The 19,336-nt window shown below is 70.4% G+C and carries 17 protein-coding genes, 1 rRNA gene and 1 riboswitch; of the genes, 4 read left to right on the top strand and 14 right to left on the bottom strand.

The features are described from left to right. Positions 1–59: 59 nt before the first annotated feature. Positions 60–878, top strand: coding sequence for a PhzF family phenazine biosynthesis protein (locus ACFYXK_RS11665; protein WP_389410970.1), 819 nt, complete (start codon positions 60–62; stop codon positions 876–878). Between the two features lie 11 nt (positions 879–889). Here the strand turns inward: ACFYXK_RS11665 and ACFYXK_RS11660 are convergent, their stop codons facing one another. Then, complete coding sequence (locus ACFYXK_RS11660) at positions 890–1,687, bottom strand: CPBP family intramembrane glutamic endopeptidase (RefSeq protein WP_383519169.1); 798 nt, start codon at positions 1,685–1,687, stop codon at positions 890–892. A 111-nt stretch (positions 1,688–1,798) separates the two neighbouring features. After that, positions 1,799–3,334, bottom strand: coding sequence for a glutamate-cysteine ligase family protein (locus ACFYXK_RS11655; RefSeq protein ID WP_389410969.1), 1,536 nt, complete (start codon positions 3,332–3,334; stop codon positions 1,799–1,801). 494 nt (positions 3,335–3,828) lie between these two features. Between ACFYXK_RS11655 and ACFYXK_RS11650 the strand changes: the two genes are divergently transcribed. Together ACFYXK_RS11650 and ACFYXK_RS11645 are read left to right on the top strand one after the other, a co-directional pair. Beyond that, positions 3,829–4,449, top strand: a complete 621-nt coding sequence (locus ACFYXK_RS11650) for a hypothetical protein (RefSeq protein ID WP_389410968.1) — start codon at positions 3,829–3,831, stop codon at positions 4,447–4,449. A 369-nt stretch (positions 4,450–4,818) separates the two neighbouring features. Then, a complete protein-coding gene (locus ACFYXK_RS11645; RefSeq protein ID WP_030303831.1) occupies positions 4,819–5,025 on the top strand; it encodes a DUF5999 family protein in 207 nt (68 codons plus the stop codon). Positions 5,026–5,187: 162 nt separating this feature from the next. On the opposite strand, the gene gcvP is transcribed toward ACFYXK_RS11645, so the two are convergent. Continuing rightward, complete coding sequence (gcvP, locus tag ACFYXK_RS11640) at positions 5,188–8,073, bottom strand: aminomethyl-transferring glycine dehydrogenase (RefSeq protein ID WP_389410967.1); 2,886 nt, start codon at positions 8,071–8,073, stop codon at positions 5,188–5,190. Between the two features lie 198 nt (positions 8,074–8,271). Further along, positions 8,272–8,370, bottom strand: a riboswitch (glycine riboswitch). Between the two features lie 113 nt (positions 8,371–8,483). Here gcvP and ACFYXK_RS11635 point away from each other — a divergent pair. Next, the gene (locus ACFYXK_RS11635) at positions 8,484–8,855 is read left to right on the top strand and encodes a PRC-barrel domain-containing protein (RefSeq protein WP_037637096.1); all 372 of its coding nucleotides are present in this window, start codon (positions 8,484–8,486) and stop codon (positions 8,853–8,855) included. Here the strand turns inward: ACFYXK_RS11635 and ACFYXK_RS11630 are convergent. The 11 genes from ACFYXK_RS11630 to rrf form a co-directional block, all read right to left on the bottom strand. Further along, positions 8,852–10,327: a DNA polymerase IV gene (locus ACFYXK_RS11630; RefSeq protein ID WP_389410966.1), complete on the bottom strand. Its 1,476-nt coding sequence runs from the start codon at positions 10,325–10,327 to the stop codon at positions 8,852–8,854. The genes ACFYXK_RS11635 and ACFYXK_RS11630 overlap by 4 nt on opposite strands. 79 nt (positions 10,328–10,406) lie before the next feature. Next, positions 10,407–11,045 carry a MerR family transcriptional regulator gene (locus ACFYXK_RS11625; protein ID WP_389410965.1) on the bottom strand — a complete coding sequence of 213 codons (639 nt, stop codon included), beginning with the start codon at positions 11,043–11,045 and terminating at the stop codon, positions 10,407–10,409. Positions 11,046–11,224: 179 nt separating this feature from the next. After that, positions 11,225–11,698: a bifunctional nuclease family protein gene (locus ACFYXK_RS11620; RefSeq protein ID WP_030009777.1), complete on the bottom strand. Its 474-nt coding sequence runs from the start codon at positions 11,696–11,698 to the stop codon at positions 11,225–11,227. 64 nt (positions 11,699–11,762) lie between these two features. After that, positions 11,763–12,527 (bottom strand): MerR family transcriptional regulator, encoded by a 765-nt coding sequence (locus ACFYXK_RS11615; protein ID WP_389410964.1) that lies wholly within the window; start codon positions 12,525–12,527, stop codon positions 11,763–11,765. A gap of 74 nt (positions 12,528–12,601) precedes the next feature. Next, entirely contained in the window at positions 12,602–13,543 is a 942-nt protein-coding gene (locus ACFYXK_RS11610; RefSeq protein WP_389411326.1) for an FHA domain-containing protein, read from the bottom strand. Between the two features lie 82 nt (positions 13,544–13,625). Then, positions 13,626–14,582, bottom strand: a complete 957-nt coding sequence (locus ACFYXK_RS11605) for a DUF881 domain-containing protein (RefSeq protein ID WP_389410963.1) — start codon at positions 14,580–14,582, stop codon at positions 13,626–13,628. A 5-nt stretch (positions 14,583–14,587) separates the two neighbouring features. Then, entirely contained in the window at positions 14,588–14,920 is a 333-nt protein-coding gene (locus ACFYXK_RS11600; RefSeq protein WP_030158423.1) for a small basic family protein, read from the bottom strand. Next, complete coding sequence (locus ACFYXK_RS11595; protein ID WP_389410962.1) at positions 14,917–15,825, bottom strand: DUF881 domain-containing protein; 909 nt, start codon at positions 15,823–15,825, stop codon at positions 14,917–14,919. The genes ACFYXK_RS11600 and ACFYXK_RS11595 overlap by 4 nt, the downstream gene beginning before the upstream one ends. A gap of 109 nt (positions 15,826–15,934) precedes the next feature. Next, positions 15,935–18,430, bottom strand: coding sequence for a mannose-1-phosphate guanyltransferase (locus ACFYXK_RS11590; RefSeq protein ID WP_053789732.1), 2,496 nt, complete (start codon positions 18,428–18,430; stop codon positions 15,935–15,937). A 100-nt stretch (positions 18,431–18,530) separates the two neighbouring features. After that, positions 18,531–19,121: a CDP-alcohol phosphatidyltransferase family protein gene (locus tag ACFYXK_RS11585; protein ID WP_266631309.1), complete on the bottom strand. Its 591-nt coding sequence runs from the start codon at positions 19,119–19,121 to the stop codon at positions 18,531–18,533. A gap of 122 nt (positions 19,122–19,243) precedes the next feature. Beyond that, a 5S ribosomal RNA gene (gene rrf, locus ACFYXK_RS11580) occupies positions 19,244–19,336 on the bottom strand; the annotation flags it as partial.

Raw genomic sequence — 19,336 nt, 5'->3', positions numbered from 1 at the left:
GGCCGGTCATCCCGGATTGGCCTTTGCCGACGATCAGGAACCGGGCCTACGGTCGCTCCATGCGCCTGCGAATCGTCGATGCCTTCACCGACCGCCCCTTCCGCGGCAACCCCGCCGGGGTCCTCCTCCTCGACGGGGAGTTCCCTGCGGACACCTGGCTCCAGCAGGTCGCCAGCGAGGTCAACCTCTCCGAGACCGCGTTCGCCCGCCCGCTGCCGCCCGGCGGGGACGCCGACTGGGCCCTGCGCTGGTTCACCCCGTCCGCGGAAGTCGACATGTGCGGCCACGCCACGCTCGCCACGGCGCACGTGATCGCGACGAGCGGCCTGGCCACGGGCCTGATCCGGTTCTCCGCCCGGTGCGGCGTCCTCACGGCTGAGGCCGCCGAGGACGGCACGATCACGATGGACTTCCCGACGTCCTCGCTGACACCGGTGGACGCGGACCCCGCCGTACGCAGCGCCCTGGGCGCCGGGATCAGGTCCGTCCACGACACGTCCGAGCACATCGGCGACCTGCTCGTCGAGCTGGCGGACGAGCGGGCCGTACGCGAGCTCACCCCCGACATCGCCGCCCTGCGCGGCTACTCCCGCCGCGGGGTGATCGTCACCGCGGCCGCCGAGGACCCCTCCCGCGGGTACGACTTCGTCTCCCGCGGCTTCTTCCCGGCCTTCGGGATCGACGAGGACCCGGTCACCGGCAGCGCCCACACCGCGCTCGCCCCGTTCTGGGCCGCACGCCTGGGCCGCACCTCGCTGGTCGGGCTCCAGGGCGGGGCGCGCACCGGCCTCGTCACGGTCCGGCTGGCCGGCGACCGTACGCTCCTGACCGGCAACGCGGTCACCGTCATCGACGGCGAGCTGCTGGCCGCCCCCTAGGGGGTGGCCGCCTACGGGGTCGGCAGCCAGCCCACCTTGCCCGCGAGGAGCGCGTACCCGCCGAAGGCCACGATGTCGAGCAGTGCGTGGGCGACGACGAGCGGAGCCACCCGGCCCCAGCGCCGGTAGGCCAGGACGAAGACGACGCCCATCACCATGTTGCCGAGGAAGCCGCCGATGCCCTGGTAGAGGTGGTACGAGCCGCGCAGCACCGCACTGGCCAGCAGCGCGGCCGTCGGCGACCAGCCCAGCTGATCGAGTCGGCGCAGCAGGTAGGCCAGCACGATGATCTCCTCCACCACCGCGTTCTGCAGCGCGGAGAGGATCAGCACGGGGAACTTCCACCACACGTCCGGCAGCGCCTCCGGCACCACCGTGAGGTTGAAGCCGCTCGCCTGCGCCGCCAGGTAGAAGGCCAGCCCCGCGCTCCCGATCCCGGCCGCGACCAGGGCCCCGCGCCCCAGGTCCCAGCCGGGCCGGGTGCGGTCGAAGCCCAGCACCCGCAGCCCCGGCGCGCCCTCCCGGGTCAGCAGGTGGGCGACCAGCAGCACCGGCACCAGCGCGGTGGCGATGCCGAACATCTGCCAGGCCAGGTCCAGCCACGGCCGGCCGGGGGCGTGCGAGCCGTTGAGCGTGGCGGCCTGGTCCTTGAGGCCGCCCGGCTTGGTCAGCGAGCCGATGAAGCTGATCAGCGAGGAGAAGGCGCTCGCCCCCAGCGACAATGCCAGCACGAGCAGCGTCTCGGTGCGCAGGACCCCCCGCCCGTCCTCGTGCAACGCCTTGACCACCGGCTCCGGCTCCGCCCGCACGTCCGACTCCGTCCCGCCGTTCCGCTTCCGTCCACCCCATACTGCCTCGTCGGCAGGGCAAGGGGATCACCGGATCCGGAACGCGCGCACGGCGACCGGTTCGGCGGAGGTTCAGCGCCGGGCCGGCACCGGGGCGCTCACCTCCTCGTCCACCAGGCCGACGGGCCAGGTGTGCACGGGGTCGCCCTTGTGCATCAGCTCGCTGTAGCGCCGGGTGATCGCGGCCAGCGCCGCGTCCCGTTCCATCCCGGATGCGAGCGCCCGGTGGTAGGTGTCCACCTGCCAGGTCGCCCCGTTGACCCGCCGCTGGCAGCGCTCCTCGATGATGCCGAGGTAGTGGTCGCGGTCGGCGGGCTCGATGCCCCAGGCGTCCAGCCCTGCCGCCGCCATCGGCAGCAGTTCGTCCAGGACCAGCCGTACGGCCGACACACTGGCCAGCCCGCCGCCCCGTCCCCGGCGCGGCCAGCGCAGCCGCGCGTCGATCCCGTACCGGCAGGCCGCGTCGAAGTTGGCCTCCGCCTCGGCGAACGGCAGCCGGGTCCACACCGGCCGCTGCTCGTCGGCGAGCGTACGGACGAGTCCGTAGTAGAAGGCGGCGTTCGCCACGACGTCGGCGACCGTCGGCCCGGCCGGCAGCACCCGGTTCTCCACCCGCAGGTGCGGCATCCCGTCGGCGACCCCGTACACGGGCCGGTTCCACCGGTAGACCGTGCCGTTGTGCAGGACCAGTTCCTGCAGGCTCGGCACCCCGCCCTCGGCGAGCACGCGCAGCGGCTCCTCCTCGTCGCAGATGGGCAGCAGGGCCGGGAAGTAGCGGACGTTCTCCGCGAAGAGCTCGTACGCCGACTCCACCCAGCGCTCCCCGAACCAGGTCCGCGGCCGCACCCCCTGGGCCTGGAGCTCGGGCGGCCGGGTGTCGGTGGCCTGGGTGAACAGCGGCGGCCGGGACTCCCTCCACAGCTCACGCCCGAACAGGAACGGGGAGTTGGCGCCCACGGCTATCTGTACGGCGGTCACCGCCTGCGCCGCGTTCCACACGTCGGCGAACCGGGCCGGGGTCACCTGCAGGTGCAGCTGCACGGAGGTGCAGGCGGCCTCCGGGACGATCGACCCGGTGCTCCACGTGAGCCGCTCGACCCCGTCGATGTCGAGCATGAAGTCCTCGCCGCGCATCATCAGGATCTGCTCGTTCAGCAGCGAGTAGCGGTCCACCGCCGAAAGGTTCGCGGTGACCAGGTCGGAGCGGGTGATCGTCGGCAGGATGCCGATCATCACCACCCCGGCGTCGATCTCCGCGGCCTGCCGGTGGGCATAGCCGAGCCCCGCACTCAGTTCCTCGGCGAGCTGGTCGAATACCCGGCCGCCGAGCCGGTGCGGAAGCACGTTCACCTCCAGGTTGAACATTCCGAGTTCGGTCTGGAAATCAGGGCTCGCAATCCGCTCCAGAACCTGGGCATTCACCATTCTCGGCAACCCGTCGGCACCCGCGAGATTCAGCTCGATCTCCAGCCCCATCATGTTCTTGGGCCGATCGAACCTCTTCTCCGCCAGAAGCCGCTCCAGCCCCTCCAAGCACTCGTGAAGCTTCCTCCGATACTTCTGCCGATCGGACAGGTCGAATCCGCCCGCCACGACCTTCTCCCCCATCGAAGCGTCCCTCCTCGAGTGGGCCTGGCCTGTGCCACCCAGGCGCGCGTGTACGGTCGATGATGCCCCGGCGGCGTGATCGATAACGCCGAGGGGGCGTGTGTGGCGGGGAGCGCGCGCCGGTTTGGCCGAAGGGCGCTATGGCACATTCACTTGGCAAGACACCGTATGCAAATTCCGCATGCGTTGTGCCGGTTCCGCAAAATGGGCGCTTTCCAGCCGAGCCCCTGTCCGGTAACCTCCGAGGTCAGCGCGACTTGTTCGCGCGCAACCGGCATGAACGCCATGTCAGCGGGACCGGTAAGCGCCTTGTCGGCAATAGGCGGGACAGCTAGCCGAAACACTGCGTGAACACATGTCGTATAAACTCCGCAAACGAGGCAGAGAGTTGGCGCGCGGCCATTGCCCCTCAGCCCCCCTCTGGCCCCAGAATGCGACAGCGCCGTCCGCACCTGCCCCGATCCACAGGTCTCCCAAGTGAGAGGCGACCCACCATGCCGCTGCATGTCCCTCCGGCTCCCGCGCCCGCCCTGCGCAGCGTCCTCGCGGCACTCGGTTCCCCCACCGCCGTCCACGAGGCGCACACTCCGGCCCTGCGCGCGCTGCAGGGTCCGATGACCGCCGAACTGCCGCTTCCGGTCCACGTCCTCGACCGGTTGAACATCTCGGAGCTGACTGCGGGGGGCCGTCCGCCCCGCACCCGGCTGACCGCCTGGCGGTTCCTGATCCGCAGCGGCGACCGCTACGTCGCCGCCGCGGACACCCGGCTGACGCCGGACGGCTGGGCCTTCTCCCATTTCTTCGAGGGCCCCTATGTCGCGGCCACCGAACGCGCCCTGCGCCAGGCCGAATCCCTCGGCAAGAGCTACCAGCCGCGACTGCTGTCCGTACCGGAGCTGTACATGCTGACGCTGTGGCTGCACGGAGCGGTCGGCGCCGACGCGTCCTCCGGGCTGCCGGCCGCCGCGGATCTGCTGGTACCGCTGGCGCCCGCCCCGCCCGGCATCGCCGCGTACCGGCCGCATCCGGTGTCCGAGCTGCTGCCCGTGATGACCCACCGGCTCGCTCCGCCGAGTCCGCCGCTCCCGCCGTCGCTGGCCGCGCCGGCGGCCTGACGCGCGGCCCGAGCAGGTCCCGAGCGGAGCCCGAGCCGGGTCCGAACACGGTCCGAACACGGTCCGAGCGGCGTGCGGTCATGGTCTGAGCTGGCCCGTTGCGGGGCCGGTGACCCGTACGACCCATTCGGTCTAGCCCACTCGGGTCACCTGCGAACCACCCGAAATGACAGGGGAGTTGAGCTGAACCGCCCGCACGAGTGATGCGTCATCAATCTATGAGGACAGCTGCCGGGAAATCCCTGCGGACTCAAGTCCGGAGGGCAACACTGGGACCCTGACCAAACCAAGACGTTGATACGGGGGGCGGCCATGAACAACGCATCGAGCCGCAGCACACAGACCACATCGCAGCGAAAGAACGCATCCATGTGCCAGCACCAGCCAGCGTGCCCGTCAGCCGACTCCGCCGACCGGGAGGCCGCCAAGCCCGTGGCCAACCACCCGGAACAGGGCTGGAGCCTGCTGTGCAACGGCGTCCTGCTCTTCGAGGACACCGGTGAGCTGCTGCCGGACGGCCAGATCATCGCCCCGCACCGCCCGCTCGCGGCGGCGCAGGTGATGAAAGCGGCCTAGTCCGACGACAGCACGGCGTGAACGGAACAGAACGGAACGGAACAAGAACGCAGAGGGGCCGGCCCGGGAATCATTCTCCCGGACCGGCCCCTTCGTCATGCCGTCATGTCATACGAATATGTCATGTCACCGAACGGACACGGTGTCGTAGTGCCGTACGGCTCAGTTGTCGTACTCGTCCAGCGGCGGGCAGGAGCACACCAGGTTGCGGTCGCCGAAGGCACCGTCGATACGGCGTACCGGCGGCCAGTACTTCTCCGCCGCCGTCACCCCGCCGGGGAAGACGGCCTCGTCGCGGCTGTACGGGTGGTTCCACTCGCCGCCCAGCGCCGCCGCCGTGTGCGGGGAATTGGCCAGCGGGTTGTCGTCCACCGGCCACTCGCCGCCCGCGACCCGCTCGATCTCGGCGCGGATGGCGATCATCGCATCGCAGAAACGGTCGATCTCGGCGAGGTCCTCGGACTCCGTCGGCTCGATCATCAGCGTGCCGGCGACCGGGAACGACATGGTCGGCGCGTGGAAGCCGTAGTCGATCAGGCGCTTGGCGATGTCGTCCACGCTGACGCCCGTCGCCTTCGACAGCGGGCGCAGGTCGATGATGCACTCGTGCGCGACCAGGTTGCCCGGGCCGGTGTAGAGCACCGGGTAGTGCGGCTCCAGGCGCTTGGCGATGTAGTTCGCGCCGAGCACCGCCACCTGGGTGGCGCGCTTGAGGCCCTCGCCGCCCATGAGGCGCACGTACGACCACGAGATCGGCAGGATGCCGGCCGATCCCCACGGCGCCGCCGAGATCGGGCCGACGCCCGTCTGCGGGCCCGCGGTCGGCTGGAGCGGGTGGTTCGGCAGGTACGGGGCCAGGTGGGCCCGGACACCGACCGGGCCGACGCCCGGGCCGCCGCCGCCGTGCGGGATGCAGAAGGTCTTGTGCAGGTTCAGGTGCGAGACGTCGCCGCCGAAGTGCCCCGGCTTGGCCAGGCCCACCAGGGCGTTGAGGTTGGCGCCGTCCACGTACACCTGGCCGCCGGCCTCGTGCACCTGGGCGCAGATGTCGGCGACGTGCTCCTCGAACACACCGTGCGTGGACGGGTACGTGATCATCAGCACGGCGAGCTCGTCGCGGTACTGCTCGATCTTGGCGCGCAGGTCGGCCGCGTCCACCTCGCCGTCGTCGGCGGTCTTGACGACGACGACCTTCATGCCGGCCATCACGGCGCTGGCGGCGTTGGTGCCGTGCGCGGAGGACGGGATGAGGCAGACGGTGCGCTGCTCGTCGCCGTTCGCCCGGTGGTAGGCGCGGACGGCCAGCAGGCCGGCGAGCTCACCCTGGGAGCCGGCGTTCGGCTGGATGGAGACCTTGTCGTAGCCGGTGACCTCGCAGAGACGTTCCTCCAGCTCGGTGATGAGCGTGAGGTACCCCTCGGCCTGCTCGACCGGGGCGAACGGGTGCAGCTGGCCGAATTCCGGCCAGGTGACCGACTCCATCTCGGTGGTCGCGTTGAGCTTCATGGTGCAGGAGCCCAGCGGGATCATGCCGCGGTCCAGCGCGTAGTCCTTGTCCGCCAGCTTGCGCAGGTAGCGCAGCATCGCGGTCTCGCTGCGGTGCTGGTGGAAGACCGGGTGCGCCAGGTAGTCGTCCGAGCGCAGCAGGCCCTCGGGCAGGGCGTCGGCGGCGGTCTCGTCGAGGGCCTCGATGTCGGCGGTGACACCGAAGGCGGCCCAGACCGCCTCGACGCCGGCGCGCAGGGTGGTCTCGTCGCAGGAGACGGAGACGTGGTCGGCGTCGACCTGGAACAGGTTGACCCCGCCCTCGCGGGCGGCGGCGACGACCTCGGCGGCCTTGCCGGGCACCCGGGCGGTGAGGGTGTCGAAGTACGCGCCGTGCACGAGCTCGACCCCGCCGGCCGTCAGGCCGGCCGCGAGCAGCGCCGCGTAGCGGTGCGTACGGCGGGCGATCGTCCGCAGGCCGTCCGGACCGTGGTAGACGGCGTACATGCCGGCCATGACGGCGAGCAGCACCTGCGCGGTGCAGATGTTGCTGGTGGCCTTCTCACGGCGGATGTGCTGCTCACGGGTCTGCAGCGCCAGGCGGTACGCCTTGTTGCCGTCCGCGTCCACGGAGACGCCGACGAGGCGGCCCGGCAGCGAGCGGGCGTGCTTGTCCTGGACGGCCATGTAGCCGGCGTGCGGGCCGCCGAAGCCCATCGGGACGCCGAAGCGCTGGGTGGTGCCGACGGCGATGTCCGCGCCGAGCGCGCCCGGGGAGGTCAGCAGGGTCAGGGCGAGCAGGTCGGCGGCGACGGCGACGATCGCGCCGAGGCCGTGCGCCTGGTCGATGACCGGCTTGATGTCCCGTACGGCACCGGAGGCGCCCGGGTACTGGAGGAGCACGCCGTAGACGCCGCGCTCGGCGACCTCGGCCGGGATGCCCTCGGACAGGTCGGCGACGACGATCTCGATGCCGATCGGCTCGGCGCGGGTCTCGATCACGGCGATGGTCTGCGGCAGCGCGTCGGCGTCGACGAGGAAGATGTTCCCCTTGGACTTGCCCACGCGGCGGGCCAGCGTCATGGCCTCGGCGGCCGCGGTGCCCTCGTCGAGCAGGGAGGCGCCGGAGGTCGGCAGGCCGGTGAGGTCCGCGACGACGGTCTGGAAGTTGAGGAGCGCCTCGAGGCGGCCCTGCGAGATCTCGGGCTGGTAGGGCGTGTACGCCGTGTACCAGGCCGGGTTCTCCATGACGTTGCGCAGGATCACCGGCGGGGTGAAGGTCCCGTAGTAGCCGAGGCCGATCATCGGCGTCAGGACCTGGTTGCGGTCGGCCAGCGAGCGCAGCTCGGCCAGCACCTCGGCCTCGGTCAGCGCCTCGGGCAGGTTCAGCGCCTCGGCGCTCTTGATCACATCCGGTACCGCGGCGGCGGTCAGTTCGTCCAGCGAGCCGTAGCCCACGTGGGCGAGCATCTTCGCCTGCGCCTCGGCATCCGGGCCGATGTGGCGCTGCTCGAAGGGGATCCCTCGCTCCAGCTGGGAGAGCGGAATGCGGTTGGCGGTCATGTACGGAGGCCTCCTGGGTCGTACGACCTGCGAGGGGTACCACGGCGCGGGCACCCGGACGGCCTCCCCCTCTGTCATCTCAACCTGAGAGCTTCGCCGGAGTCGCGGGGATGACCCGCGGATTCCGGCTTTCACCGTCGGTGAGGGGAGGAACCGGCACTGCATGCCCGGTACCTGCCCCTGCTTTCCAGAGTGGCCTCGTCACGTGCGGTACGTATGCCTGAGAGATTCCGGGGAGGATTTGCTCCTTCGGCGCCTCCGTCGAGCTCACTCGGAGGACTCTCCCGCACAGGGTCAACAGCCGTCACCCAGCCTACCAGCGAGGTTCTCCGCCCTCCTTCGAGTGGCCCCCACTCCGGAAATGCACTTTTGTAGTCGTTACGGAGGAGTTGCGACCATATGGAGGGACCGTGCAGACCGACATCGATCCGCGCAGCCTGATCGGCCGCAAGGCGTTCGACCGCAACGGAACCAAGATCGGCACCGTCGACGAGGTCTACCTCGACGATGCCACGGGCGTGCCCGAGTGGGCCGCCGTCCGGACGGGCCTGTTCAGCCGGGACGCGTTCGTCCCACTGGAACCGAGCGAGGTGGTCGACGACACCCTGCGCGTCCCCTTCGAACGCTCCCTGATCAAGGACGCCCCGGACTTCGGCGTCGGCCGCCACCTCTCCCCCGAACAGGAGCTGCAGCTCTACCACCACTACGGACTGGACGTCTCCCTCCCGTCGGACATCCAGCGCGACTTCGGCCGCCTGGCGAACGGCGACGACACCCCCTAGGTGTGTTGTCCCGGGACGGGTTCCCCCACGAGGGGCAGCGGATCGGACGGCTCCAGCTCGGGGTCGTCCACCCGGAAGGTGCGCACCCGGCCCGGTGGCGATCCGGGCCGCTCGAAGCGCACGGTCACCCTCCCGACCCCGCTGCCCTGCACCCACCCCGGCCCGTACACGGCGTGCCGTACGTCACTGCCGGCCGCCCAGCGGCGCTCCCGGGCGGGCTCGGGCTCCCCGCCCGGCTCCGCGCCCTCGGGGGCCTCTGCGGGCCCACCAGGCCCTGCCGGCCCAGCGGACCCTCCCGGCCCTGCCGTTCCGGTCGCCTCCGCAGCCCCGTCCGGCTCAGCGGCCCCGCCCTCGCCCGCCGGGGCAGCCTCCGCAGCGGCGCCGGCAGCCGCCTCCGCGGCCATGGACTGCGCGAACAGGTCCTCCTGCGTGTAGTCCGCCAGCCCGGTCACGCCCACCCCCAGCAGCCGCACCCCGCCCGTGGTGTCCACCGCCTCCAGCAATCGCGCGGCGGCTTCCCGCACCACCGCGGGGTCGTCGGTGGGCCCCCGCAGCGTCTCGGAGCGCGTCAGGGTCGAGAAGTCGTAGCGCCGCACCTTCAGCACGATCGTGCGCCCGGAGTGCCCCGACTCCCGCAGCCGGTGCACACACCGGTCGGCGAGCCGCTGCACCTCGCCCCGGATCCGCACCCGGTCGTGCAGGTCCACGTCGAAGGTGTCCTCGACGGACACGGATTTCGCGTCGCGCTCGGCGACCACCGGCCGGTCGTCCAGCCCCAGCGCCATCCGGTACAGCCCGAGCCCGTGCGCGCGCCCGACCATCCGGACCAGCTCGTCCTCGCCGGCCTCGGCCAGCTCCCCCACGGTGGTGATCCCGGCCCGCCGCAGGTGCTCCCCGGTGGCCGGCCCCACCCCCGGCAGGGTCCGTACCGACATCGGGGCGAGCAGGGCCCGCTCCGTGCCCGGCTCGATCAGCAGCAGCCCGTCCGGCTTGGCCTCCTCCGAGGCCACCTTCGCCAGCATCTTCGACCCCGCGAGCCCCACCGAGGCGCTGAGCCCGGTCGCCGCCAGGATGTCCGCCCGCAGCCGCTGCCCCGTCTCCAGGGCGGATTCCGCGTCGAAGGCGGTTCCGCCCGCCTCCAGGTCCACGAACGCCTCGTCCAGGCTGAGCGGCTCCACGAGCGGCGACAGCTCCCGCAGCAGCGCCATGACCAGGTCGCTGACCGCCCGGTACAGGCTGAAGCGCGGGATCAGGCAGGCGCCGTTCGGGCAGAGCCGCCGCGCCTGGGCCATCGGCATCGCCGAGTGCACCCCGAAGCGGCGGGCCTCGTAGGAGGCGGTGGCGACCACGCCGCGCGGGCCGAGCCCGCCGACGATCACGGCCTTGCCGCGCAGGCTCGGCTTCGATGCCTGCTCCACGGATGCGTAGAAGGCGTCCATGTCCAGATGCAGGATGGTCGGCGCGGCTCTCACAGCCCCGATGCTGCCTTACGTCACTGACAATCGGCCGGGGCCGGGCCCGGCGCGTGCGCGGCCGGGCCGGGGCCCGGTCTCAACCGGCCCGGTTGCGCCGTGCGGCCAGCTCGTCCGTCGGGTTGTGGCCGACCACCGTCTCGCCGGTGTCGACCCGCTCGCCGTGCAGCTGCGACAGCGCGTTCTCGACATCGCGCCAGACCACGCCCACGGCGATCCCGAAGATGCCCTGCCCGCCCTGGAGCAGGCTCACGACCTGGTCCGGCGAGGTGCACTCGTACACGGTGGCGCCGTCGCTCATCAGCGTCATGCGCTCGAGGTCCGCGAATCCGCGGTCCCGCAGGTGCTGGACCGCGGTCCGGATGTTCTGCAGCGCCACACCCGTGTCCAGGAAGCGCTTGACGATCTTGAGGACGACGACGTCCCGGAAGCTGTACAGGCGCTGCGTGCCCGAGCCGTACGCGGGGCGCACCGTGGGCTCCACCAGCCCGGTCCGCGCCCAGTAGTCGAGCTGCCGGTACGTGATGCCCGCCGCGGCGCACGCCGTCGGACCCCGGTAGCCGACTTGTTCGGGTGCCGGGTCCGCGCCGGCGGCTGTGACCGTCGCCGCCTCCGGCTGACGGCGCGCGGAACCTGCCGCGCTGCCGTGGAGCGGGTACGGCCCACCGTCACTCCGCACGGGGATGCCCCCGGTCGTACCGTCGCCCGTGACTCTCACGCCGACCCTCCGTCCTTGACCTGCCCCCTCGAAGGTAGGCAGTCACCAGGGGTGCGTCAACGATCGCCACACTCGGCACGCCGAGTGATAATCACCCTGAGAGTGGTTTCCCGTGCCCTATATCGGGGAATTGCTGACCGAATGAGCTGTCGCTCCCCGTGGACGGCGCGGTCGGCGGCTCACTGCGGCCCGGTGCCGAAGTCCTCCGGAGAGATCTGGTCGAGGAACTCGCGGAACTTCTCCACCTCGTCCTCCTGCTCGTCCGGAATGGCGATTCCGGCGTCGTCCAGCACGCCGTCGCTGCCGTAGATCGGCGTCCCCGTCCGCAGGGCCAGCGCTATGGCATCGGAGGGCCGCGCGCTCACCTCGACCCCACTGGCGAAGACGAGCTCCGCGTAGAAGACGCCCTCCCGCAGATCCGTGATCCGGACCTCGGTGAGCTCCTCGCCGATCGCCTCCAGCACGTCCTTGAACAGGTCGTGCGTCAGCGGCCGGGCAGGGGCCATGCCCTGCTGCGCGAAGGCAATGGCGGTCGCCTCCCCTGGTCCGATCCAGATGGGGAGGTACCGGTCGCCTCCCACTTCACGCAGGAGCACGATCGGTTGGTTGGAGGGCATTTCCACCCGGACACCCACAACGTCGAGCTCGTTCACACAGCAACCCTAGGACCTGCTCGGCAGGTTTGGGTAGTCGGGCCCCCCTCGAAGATCCCCGACGTCAGTGCAGACGGACCCCGAGAGCCGTCTGTACCAAGGCCTCGTGGAGCCGTACGGAGAGCCCCGCGAGTTCTTTCATGGTGGCCTCGGCATGCGCCCTGGTCTGCGGGTTGCGGTGCCGCCGCAGCGGTGCGACGACCTGCTCCACCAGCCCCGCCTCCCGGTCCGCGGCGGCCTTCATGGCCCGCAGGTGCCGGGGCTCCAGCCCGAACCGGCCCAGATCGGCCACCAGGCGGGCCACCGTGACCGCCTCGGCGTCGAATCCGCCGCCCGGAGCCTCGCCGATCAGCCCGTACGACTCCCACTCGGCCAGCTGGGCCTCGTCCACCTCGGCCGCGGCCAACAGCTCGGCGCGGCCCACGCGGGCCGTGGCCGGCCGTTCCCGGCCCACCTCGCCGTAGACGGCGGAAGGGCCGGCCGGATCGACGCAGTCCCCGTGCGCCGTGGGCGACGGGATGCGGATCTGCTCACCGCGGGCGAGCGCGTCCAGCTGTTCGCGGATGACCTTCAACGGCAGGTAGTGGTCCCGCTGCAGACGCAGGATGCGGGCCAGCCGCTCGACGTCCTGCGTACTGAACTTGCGGTATCCGGAAGGTGTGCGCCTGGGCTCGACGAGCCCCTCCGCCTCCAGGAAACGAATCTTCGAGATCGTGACTTCGGGGAACTCGTCGCGCAGCATGGTGAGCACCGTGCCGATGCTCACCAGCCGCCCGGACGAGCCGGCGGTGCCGCTCTTCGGGGCACCGCCGGTGGGGGTACGCAGCATGGGACCTTCCCTCTGGGGATCCCCCCGGACGCAGCCGGAGGTGGGGGTCCCCCCGGGCGGAGCCCAGGGGGCGGTCAGATGCCCCGCAGGCTCGCGTAGAAGACCATCCGGTACTTGCCGATCTGCACCTCGTCGCCGTTGTGCAGGGCGACCGAGTCGATCGGCTCACGGTTGACGTACGTGCCGTTGAGGCTGCCCACGTCGGCGACGGTGAAGCCGCCGTCCTGGCTCCTGCGGAACTCGACATGCCGCCGGGAGACCGTGACGTCGTCCAGGAAGATGTCGCTCTGCGGGTGCCGGCCCGCCGTGGTCAGCTCACCGTCCAGCAGGAAGCGGCTGCCGGAGTTGGGGCCGCGCCGCACGATCAGCAGGGCGGAACCCGGAGGCAGAGCTTCCACCGCGGCCTGGGCCTCGGGGGACAGCGAGGACGACACGTGCTGCTGTCCGGACACCTCGGCCTCGTAGGCCTCGAGGCCCGAGATCGAGATGGTGGACGTGGTCTCCGAGGCACGCTCCGGCGTCAGGCCCGCCCGCAGCGGCGCGCCGCAGTTGGAGCAGAACCGGCTGGCCGCATCGCTGCGGTGTCCGCACCTGCTGCAAACCTGCTCGGCCGACATGGACGGCTCCTCGCGCCGCGGCTGCCCCGCGGAGGCATTGGTGGCATACGGGTCGGGGGCAAACCCTCCACCCGAACTTGAGGTTGATGGTTCACCGAAACCTATGCGTCCGGAACCGGCAGGGTCAACAGACGACGCGCCCGGCGCGCCCGGAACATCACCCGCGCCGGCGACCTCGTCACGGAAGAGCGGCCGGTCGCCCTGCCCTTCCACCTCTCCCTGCCCCGCGCGGTGCTTCGCTGCACCGTCCTCGCGGTTCTTCTTTCCGAACAACTTCTCAAACAACTTCACGGGCGATTCCCCTTGAACGAAACAGACCCGCCCGTGGGGCAGGACGAACTCCGAATGCACACACCTGCCGACCCGGACATTCTCACAACGTCCGTAACCACCAGACAGTTTCCACCACGCACCACGACTTCAGTGCGCCGACCCCCCGCAGGCATCAGCCCGCGTGGGGCCGTCCGCTCCCCGTCCCGCATCACGACGATGACGACCGAGCGTAGTCAGGCTGCTTCGCAGCCCGCAAGGCATCCACAACGATCTTCGCCGACCGTGTGACGGCGACGGTGGCCTGTTCCTTCTCCAGCGTCTGCACGACACCGCCGGGAATGTTCAGAGCGGGCTCCAGATCCTGCGCCTTGCCGATCACCTTGAACTCGTAAGGCTGTGTGATCTTCTTACCGTCGATCCCGATCCCGCCGCCCTCGTCCGAGAAGAACGAGCCCGCCACGATGCGCACACCGTTGATCTGGATCGCCTCGGCCCCGGCCGCCCGCAGCTCCTGGAGGGTGTCCAGCAGCTGGTCCGACTGCACCTGGCCCTTGGGATCGGTGATCTTCAGCGTGATGCCCGGCCCCTGCGCAGCCACCGTACCGGCCAGGATCCCGAGTTGGCGTTCCTTCTCGATCGTCTGGCGCCGGGCCTCTTCGGCCTGGTTGGAGCTGCTCTCCAACTCCTTGCGCTGGTCCTCCAGCTGCTGCTTCTCGTCCTCCAGGCGCTTGGTCCGCCCGTCGAGCTCGTCGAGGATCCGCACGAGGTCCTCCTGACGGGCCCCGCGCAGCGCGCTGGAGTCGCTGTTCGAGCGCACCTGGATGGCCAGGCCCAGCCCGAGGACGAACAGGAGCAGCGCCACGATCAGTTGGGCCCGGCTCACCCGCGGCGGCCACAGCCCCTCCGCCAGCCGCTGCCGGCCGGTCTGCGCAGGCTCGGCGGCCTGTGCGGCGGCCGCCTCGGATACGGCGGTCTCGCCGGGTGCGGCGGTCTCGCCGGGTTCGCCGGGTGCGGCGGTCTCACCGGGTTCGGCGGGTTCGGCGGGCCGAGTCGGCTGGGGCGGCCGGGCGGGCTCTGCCTCGCGCTGCGCGCCCTGCTCGGGCCGGTCCTGCGGCGGGAGCTCCGAGCCCATCGGCTCCTCGGGCGGGTTGTCGTTCGTACTCATCGGCCTCACGCCCGGAACACGTGCCGGCGGATGGCCGCGGCGTTGGAGAAGATGCGGATGCCGAGGACCACGACCACACCCGTCGACAGCTGCGAGCCGACGCCCAGCTTGTCACCGAGGAAGACGATCAGCGCCGCCACGACCACGTTCGACAGGAACGACACCACGAAGACCTTGTCCACGAAGATGCCGTCCAGCATCGCGCGCAAGCCCCCGAACACCGCGTCCAGCGCCGCCACCACGGCGATCGGCAGATAAGGCTCCACGACGGCCGGCACTTCGGGCCGGACCAGAAGTCCGACCACCACTCCGGCCACCAGGCCCAGTACCGCGATCACGATGCACCCTTCTTCGGCTCTTCTGCTGTAGCTGTACGTACGGTCAGGCTCGACGCGGCCGGCAGCCGCAGCTCGTCCGCGGGGGACAGGGTGTAGCGGATCCCGTAGTTCTCCTGCAGCGCGTGCAGGTACTGGCCGTCCGCGGAGTCCTGGAACGCGGTACCGAGCCGCTTCTTGTCCCCCACCGCCAGCACCTCGTACGGCGGTACCAGCGGCCTGTTGTCGACCAGTATCGCGTCACCCGCGGCCCTGATCGCCGACAGCGCCGTCAGCCGCTGCCCGTTGATCGAGATGGCCTCGGCCCCGGACTGCCAGAGCCCGTTGACGATCTTCTGCATGTCCCGGTCCCGGAGCCGGCCGGTATCCGAGAACCCGGCGTTCTCACGCGGCTTGCCGCCGCCGCCCGACGAGGAGCCCTTGGCATCGTCCACGACCAGCTTGACCCCCGGACCGCGGGCCTCCGTGGCACCGGCCAGCAGTGCCACGAGCTGTCCTTGGTCACCGCCGTGCTGCTTGAGCGCCTCACGCTGGCGGCTCGCGACGATCGCCCTCAGCCGCTCGATGTCCCGCTCCAGGCCGTCCGCGCGCTCGTCGGCCCGCTGCACCCGGTCGATCAGCTCCTGCCGCTCCTTGGCCAGCACCGGGGCGGCTATCCGCGCCTGGGCGGCGCCCAGCGTGACGACCATGGCGGCGAGCACGAGCCCGGCGCCGAGCGCCAGCTTGGCCTTGAGGGTGCGCGGCAGGCCCGCCGTACCCTCCGCCTCGCGCCGGGCCGACGCTTCCGCATAGCCCTCGTCGAGACTGTGGTCCATCACGTGCGTCAGCAGCGACATGGATGCGTCCGGACGCGCAGGAGGCGCCGGCGCCGAACTCCGGTTGTGGGGCGGCTGCGACATGCCGCTCATCGTCGCATGTCGGCGCCGCCCGCACCGAATGCGCCCGTCCGGTGGACAGGGAGCAACGCGCTCCTCACCCCGTCCACCGGACTGCGCAGGTCCACGACGTCTCCGGCACTCAGTGCCCGGCGCCGTCCACCACGCCCGCCCACTCGTCCAGCAGCGCCTGCGCGGACGCGTCGTCGGGACCCTCGGCCCACAGGTGCGTGACCGCTTCCGCCGGGTCCGGCAGGACCAGCGCCCACCGCCCGTCGGCCTCGACCACCCGCACACCGTCGGTGGTGTCCACCTGCCGGTCCCCGGCCGCCTCCACGACCCGCCGCATCACGAGCCCCTTCACCGCCCACGGGGTCGGTACGTCCCGCTTGAGTACATGGGCTCGCGGTATCCGCGCATCGATCTGACTCAGCGTGAGCTGGGTCCGCGCGACCAGACCGATCAGCTGCACGAAGGCCGCCGAACCGTCGAAGACGCTGCTGAACTCCGGGACGATGTATCCGCCCCGGCCGTCCCCGCCGAAGATCGTGTTCTCCGCCCGGCCCACCCGCGTCAGGTCGTCGGGCGAGGTCGTCGTCCACTCGACCTGCGTCCCGTGGTACGCCGCCACCTGCTCGGCGATACGGGTCGTGGTCACCGGCAGCGCCACCTTGCCGCTGCGCTTCTCGGCCGCCACGAGGTCCAGCAGCACCAGCAGCGCCCGGTCGTCCTCGATGATCCGCCCGCGCTCGTCCACCAGGGAGATCCGCTCTCCCACCGGGTCGAACCGCACCCCGAACGCGGCCCGCGCCGAGGCCACGATCTCCCCGAGCCGCACCAGCCCGGCCCGCCGGGACTCCGCGGTCTCCGTCGGCCTGGTCTCGTCGAGCCCCGGATTGATCGTCAGTGCGTCCACGCCGAGCCGGCCCAGCAGGCTGGGCAGAACCAGCCCGGCACTGCCGTTGGAGGCGTCCACGACCACCTTGAGCCCGGAATCGGCGATCCCGGTCGTATCCACCCGCCGCAGCAGAGAACCCGTGTACGCGTCGAAGACGCTGCCCGGGAACTGGAGGTCACCGATCTCGCCCGGGAACGCCCGCCGGTACTCCTGCCTCGCGTACACGCGGTCCAGCTTGCGCTGCTGCTGGAGCGAGAGGTCCGCTCCCCGCTCGTCCAGGAACATGATGTCGACCGAGTCCGGCACTCCCGGCGAGGTCCGCAGCACGATCCCGCCCGCGCTGCCGCGCGCGGTCTGCTGCCGCGCAACGGGCAGCGGTACGTTCTCCAGGTCGCGCACGTTAATCGCGCTGGCCTGCAGCGCCGAGATCACGGCCCGCTTGAGCGCTCTCGCGCCACGGGAGTGGTCTCGGGCCGTGGTGACCGTCGCCCCCTTCTTCAGGGTCGTCGCGTACGCGCCGGCGAGCCGGACCACCAGCTCGGGGGTGATCTCCACGTTCAGGATCCCGGAGACGCCACGGGCGCCGAAGAGGTGCGCCTGCCCGCGGGACTCCCAGATCACCGACGTGTTGACGAAGGCGCCGGCCTCGATCGTCTTGAAGGGGTAGACCCGCACGTTCCCCTGAATGATCGATTCCTCACCGACCAGACACTCGTCACCGATGACGGCCCCGTCCTCGATCCGGGCGGCCCGCATGATGTCGGTGTTCTTGCCGATGACACAGCCGCGCAGATTGCTGTGCTGCCCGATGTAGACGTTGTCGTGGATGACGGCCCGGTGCAGGAAGGCCCCGCTCTTCACGACGACGTTCGACCCGACGACGGTGTGCTCGCGGATCTCCACACCGGCCTCGACCTTGGCGTAGTCACCGATGTACAGCGGCCCGCGGAGCACGGCGTCGGGGCTCACCTCGGCGCCTTCGGCGATCCACACGCCGGGCGAGATCTCGAACCCGTCCATCTCGACCTGGACCTTGCCCTCGAGTACGTCGGCCTGCGCCTTGACGTAGCTCTCGTGCGTGCCGACGTCCTCCCAGTAGCCCTCGGCCACATAGCCGTAGATCGGCCGGCCTTCCTTCATCAGCTGCGGGAAGACATCGCCGGACCAGTCGACCGGAACATCCGGGTCCACGTAATTGAAGACCTCGGGCTCCATGACGTAGATACCGGTGTTGACGGTGTCCGAGAACACCTGGCCCCACGTCGGCTTTTCGAGGAAGCGCTCGACCTTTCCTTCCTCGTCCACGATGGTGATGCCGAATTCCAGCGGGTTCGGCACCCGGGTCAGGCACACCGTGACGAGTGCGCCCTTCTCTTTGTGGAAGCGGATGAGGTCGGTGAGGTCGAAGTCGGTGAGTGCATCGCCGGAAATGACGAGGAAAGCGTCGTCCTTCAAGGCCTCCTCGGCATTCTTCACACTGCCGGCAGTGCCGAGTGGCTTCTCCTCGTTGGCATAGGTGAGCTCCATTCCGAGCTCCTCGCCGTCACCGAAGTAGTTCTTGACGAGTGACGCCAGGAACTGGACGGTAACAACGGTCTCGCTGAGCCCATGCCGCTTGAGCAGCCTGAGCACGTGCTCCATGATCGGCCGGTTGGCCACCGGCAGGAGCGGCTTGGGCATGCTCGAGGTCATGGGGCGAAGGCGAGTGCCTTCGCCGCCGGCCATCACGACGGCCTTCATGTCGGAAGAGTCCTCCTTGAGAGACGACGTTCTCGCCGACCTCACCCGTCCCGGACGGTGACTCCGCAACTTTTCCGCGTCAGCCGGGCGCCGAGCGAGCTCAATCGGCCGCGGCGTCCGCCTTCACGAGCCGGCGGACTTGCACCACGTAAAGGATTCCTGCCCACCAGTAGAGGGTTGTACCCCATCCGGCGAACGCCCATCCGAAAACTGCCCCCATCCAGGCCAACCAACCCGTACCGTCACTGAGCAACAGCAGAGGGAAGGCGTACATCAGGTTGAAGGTCGCGGCCTTGCCGAGGAAGTTGACCTGCGGCGGCGGATAGCCGTGGCGGCGCAGGATCCAGACCATGACCAGCAGCATCAGCTCACGGGCGATCAGCGCCCCGGTGAGCCACAGCGGCAGAATGTCTCGATAGGTCAGGCCGAAGAGCGTGGAGAGGATGTACAGCCGGTCCGCGGCCGGATCCAGCAGCCGGCCCAGGCTGCTGATCTGATTCCAGCGCCGTGCCAGCTTGCCGTCGAGGTAGTCGCTGACCCCGCTGAGCATGAGGACCGCCAAGGCCCAACCGTCGTGCTCCTCCAGAATCAGCCAGAGGAACAGGGGCACGCCGACGAGGCGAGCCATGCTCAGGATGTTCGGAATGGTGAAAATTCGGTCCGTCTGAACCCGAGTCTCCTGGACCTCCACCCGGGGGCCTCCACTGTTGAACGTACGAACGATGCCTCATGACCCTACAGGAAGCTGCACGGCCCCTGAACGCAGAAAAGCCCTGTACCGGATACCCGGTACAGGGCTTTTCTACAATGATTGTTCGGCGGCGTCCTACTCTCCCACAGGGTCCCCCCTGCAGTACCATCGGCGCTGAAAGGCTTAGCTTCCGGGTTCGGAATGTAACCGGGCGT

The sequence above is a fragment of the Streptomyces sp. NPDC002209 genome, from assembly GCF_042890265.1.
In the GTDB taxonomy this organism is placed as follows: Bacteria; Actinomycetota; Actinomycetes; order Streptomycetales; family Streptomycetaceae; genus Streptomyces.
The sequence above is the reverse complement of the archived record's forward strand: the minus strand, read 5'-3'. Positions and strand labels throughout refer to the sequence as shown.

Excerpts from the sequence above, each read along its gene's own strand:
- ACFYXK_RS11665 (WP_389410970.1), top strand. The coding sequence starts at position 60 with ATGCGCCTGCGAATCGTCGATGCCTTCACCGACCGCCCCTTCCGCGGC.
- ACFYXK_RS11655 (WP_389410969.1), bottom strand. The coding sequence starts at position 3,334 with ATGGGGGAGAAGGTCGTGGCGGGCGGATTCGACCTGTCCGATCGGCAG.
- ACFYXK_RS11650 (WP_389410968.1), top strand. The coding sequence starts at position 3,829 with ATGCCGCTGCATGTCCCTCCGGCTCCCGCGCCCGCCCTGCGCAGCGTC.
- ACFYXK_RS11645 (WP_030303831.1), top strand. The coding sequence starts at position 4,819 with ATGTGCCAGCACCAGCCAGCGTGCCCGTCAGCCGACTCCGCCGACCGG.
- gcvP (WP_389410967.1), bottom strand. The coding sequence starts at position 8,073 with ATGACCGCCAACCGCATTCCGCTCTCCCAGCTGGAGCGAGGGATCCCC.
- ACFYXK_RS11615 (WP_389410964.1), bottom strand. The coding sequence starts at position 12,527 with ATGCTGCGTACCCCCACCGGCGGTGCCCCGAAGAGCGGCACCGCCGGC.
- ACFYXK_RS11605 (WP_389410963.1), bottom strand. The coding sequence starts at position 14,582 with ATGAGTACGAACGACAACCCGCCCGAGGAGCCGATGGGCTCGGAGCTC.
- ACFYXK_RS11595 (WP_389410962.1), bottom strand. The coding sequence starts at position 15,825 with ATGAGCGGCATGTCGCAGCCGCCCCACAACCGGAGTTCGGCGCCGGCG.
- ACFYXK_RS11590 (WP_053789732.1), bottom strand. The coding sequence starts at position 18,430 with ATGAAGGCCGTCGTGATGGCCGGCGGCGAAGGCACTCGCCTTCGCCCC.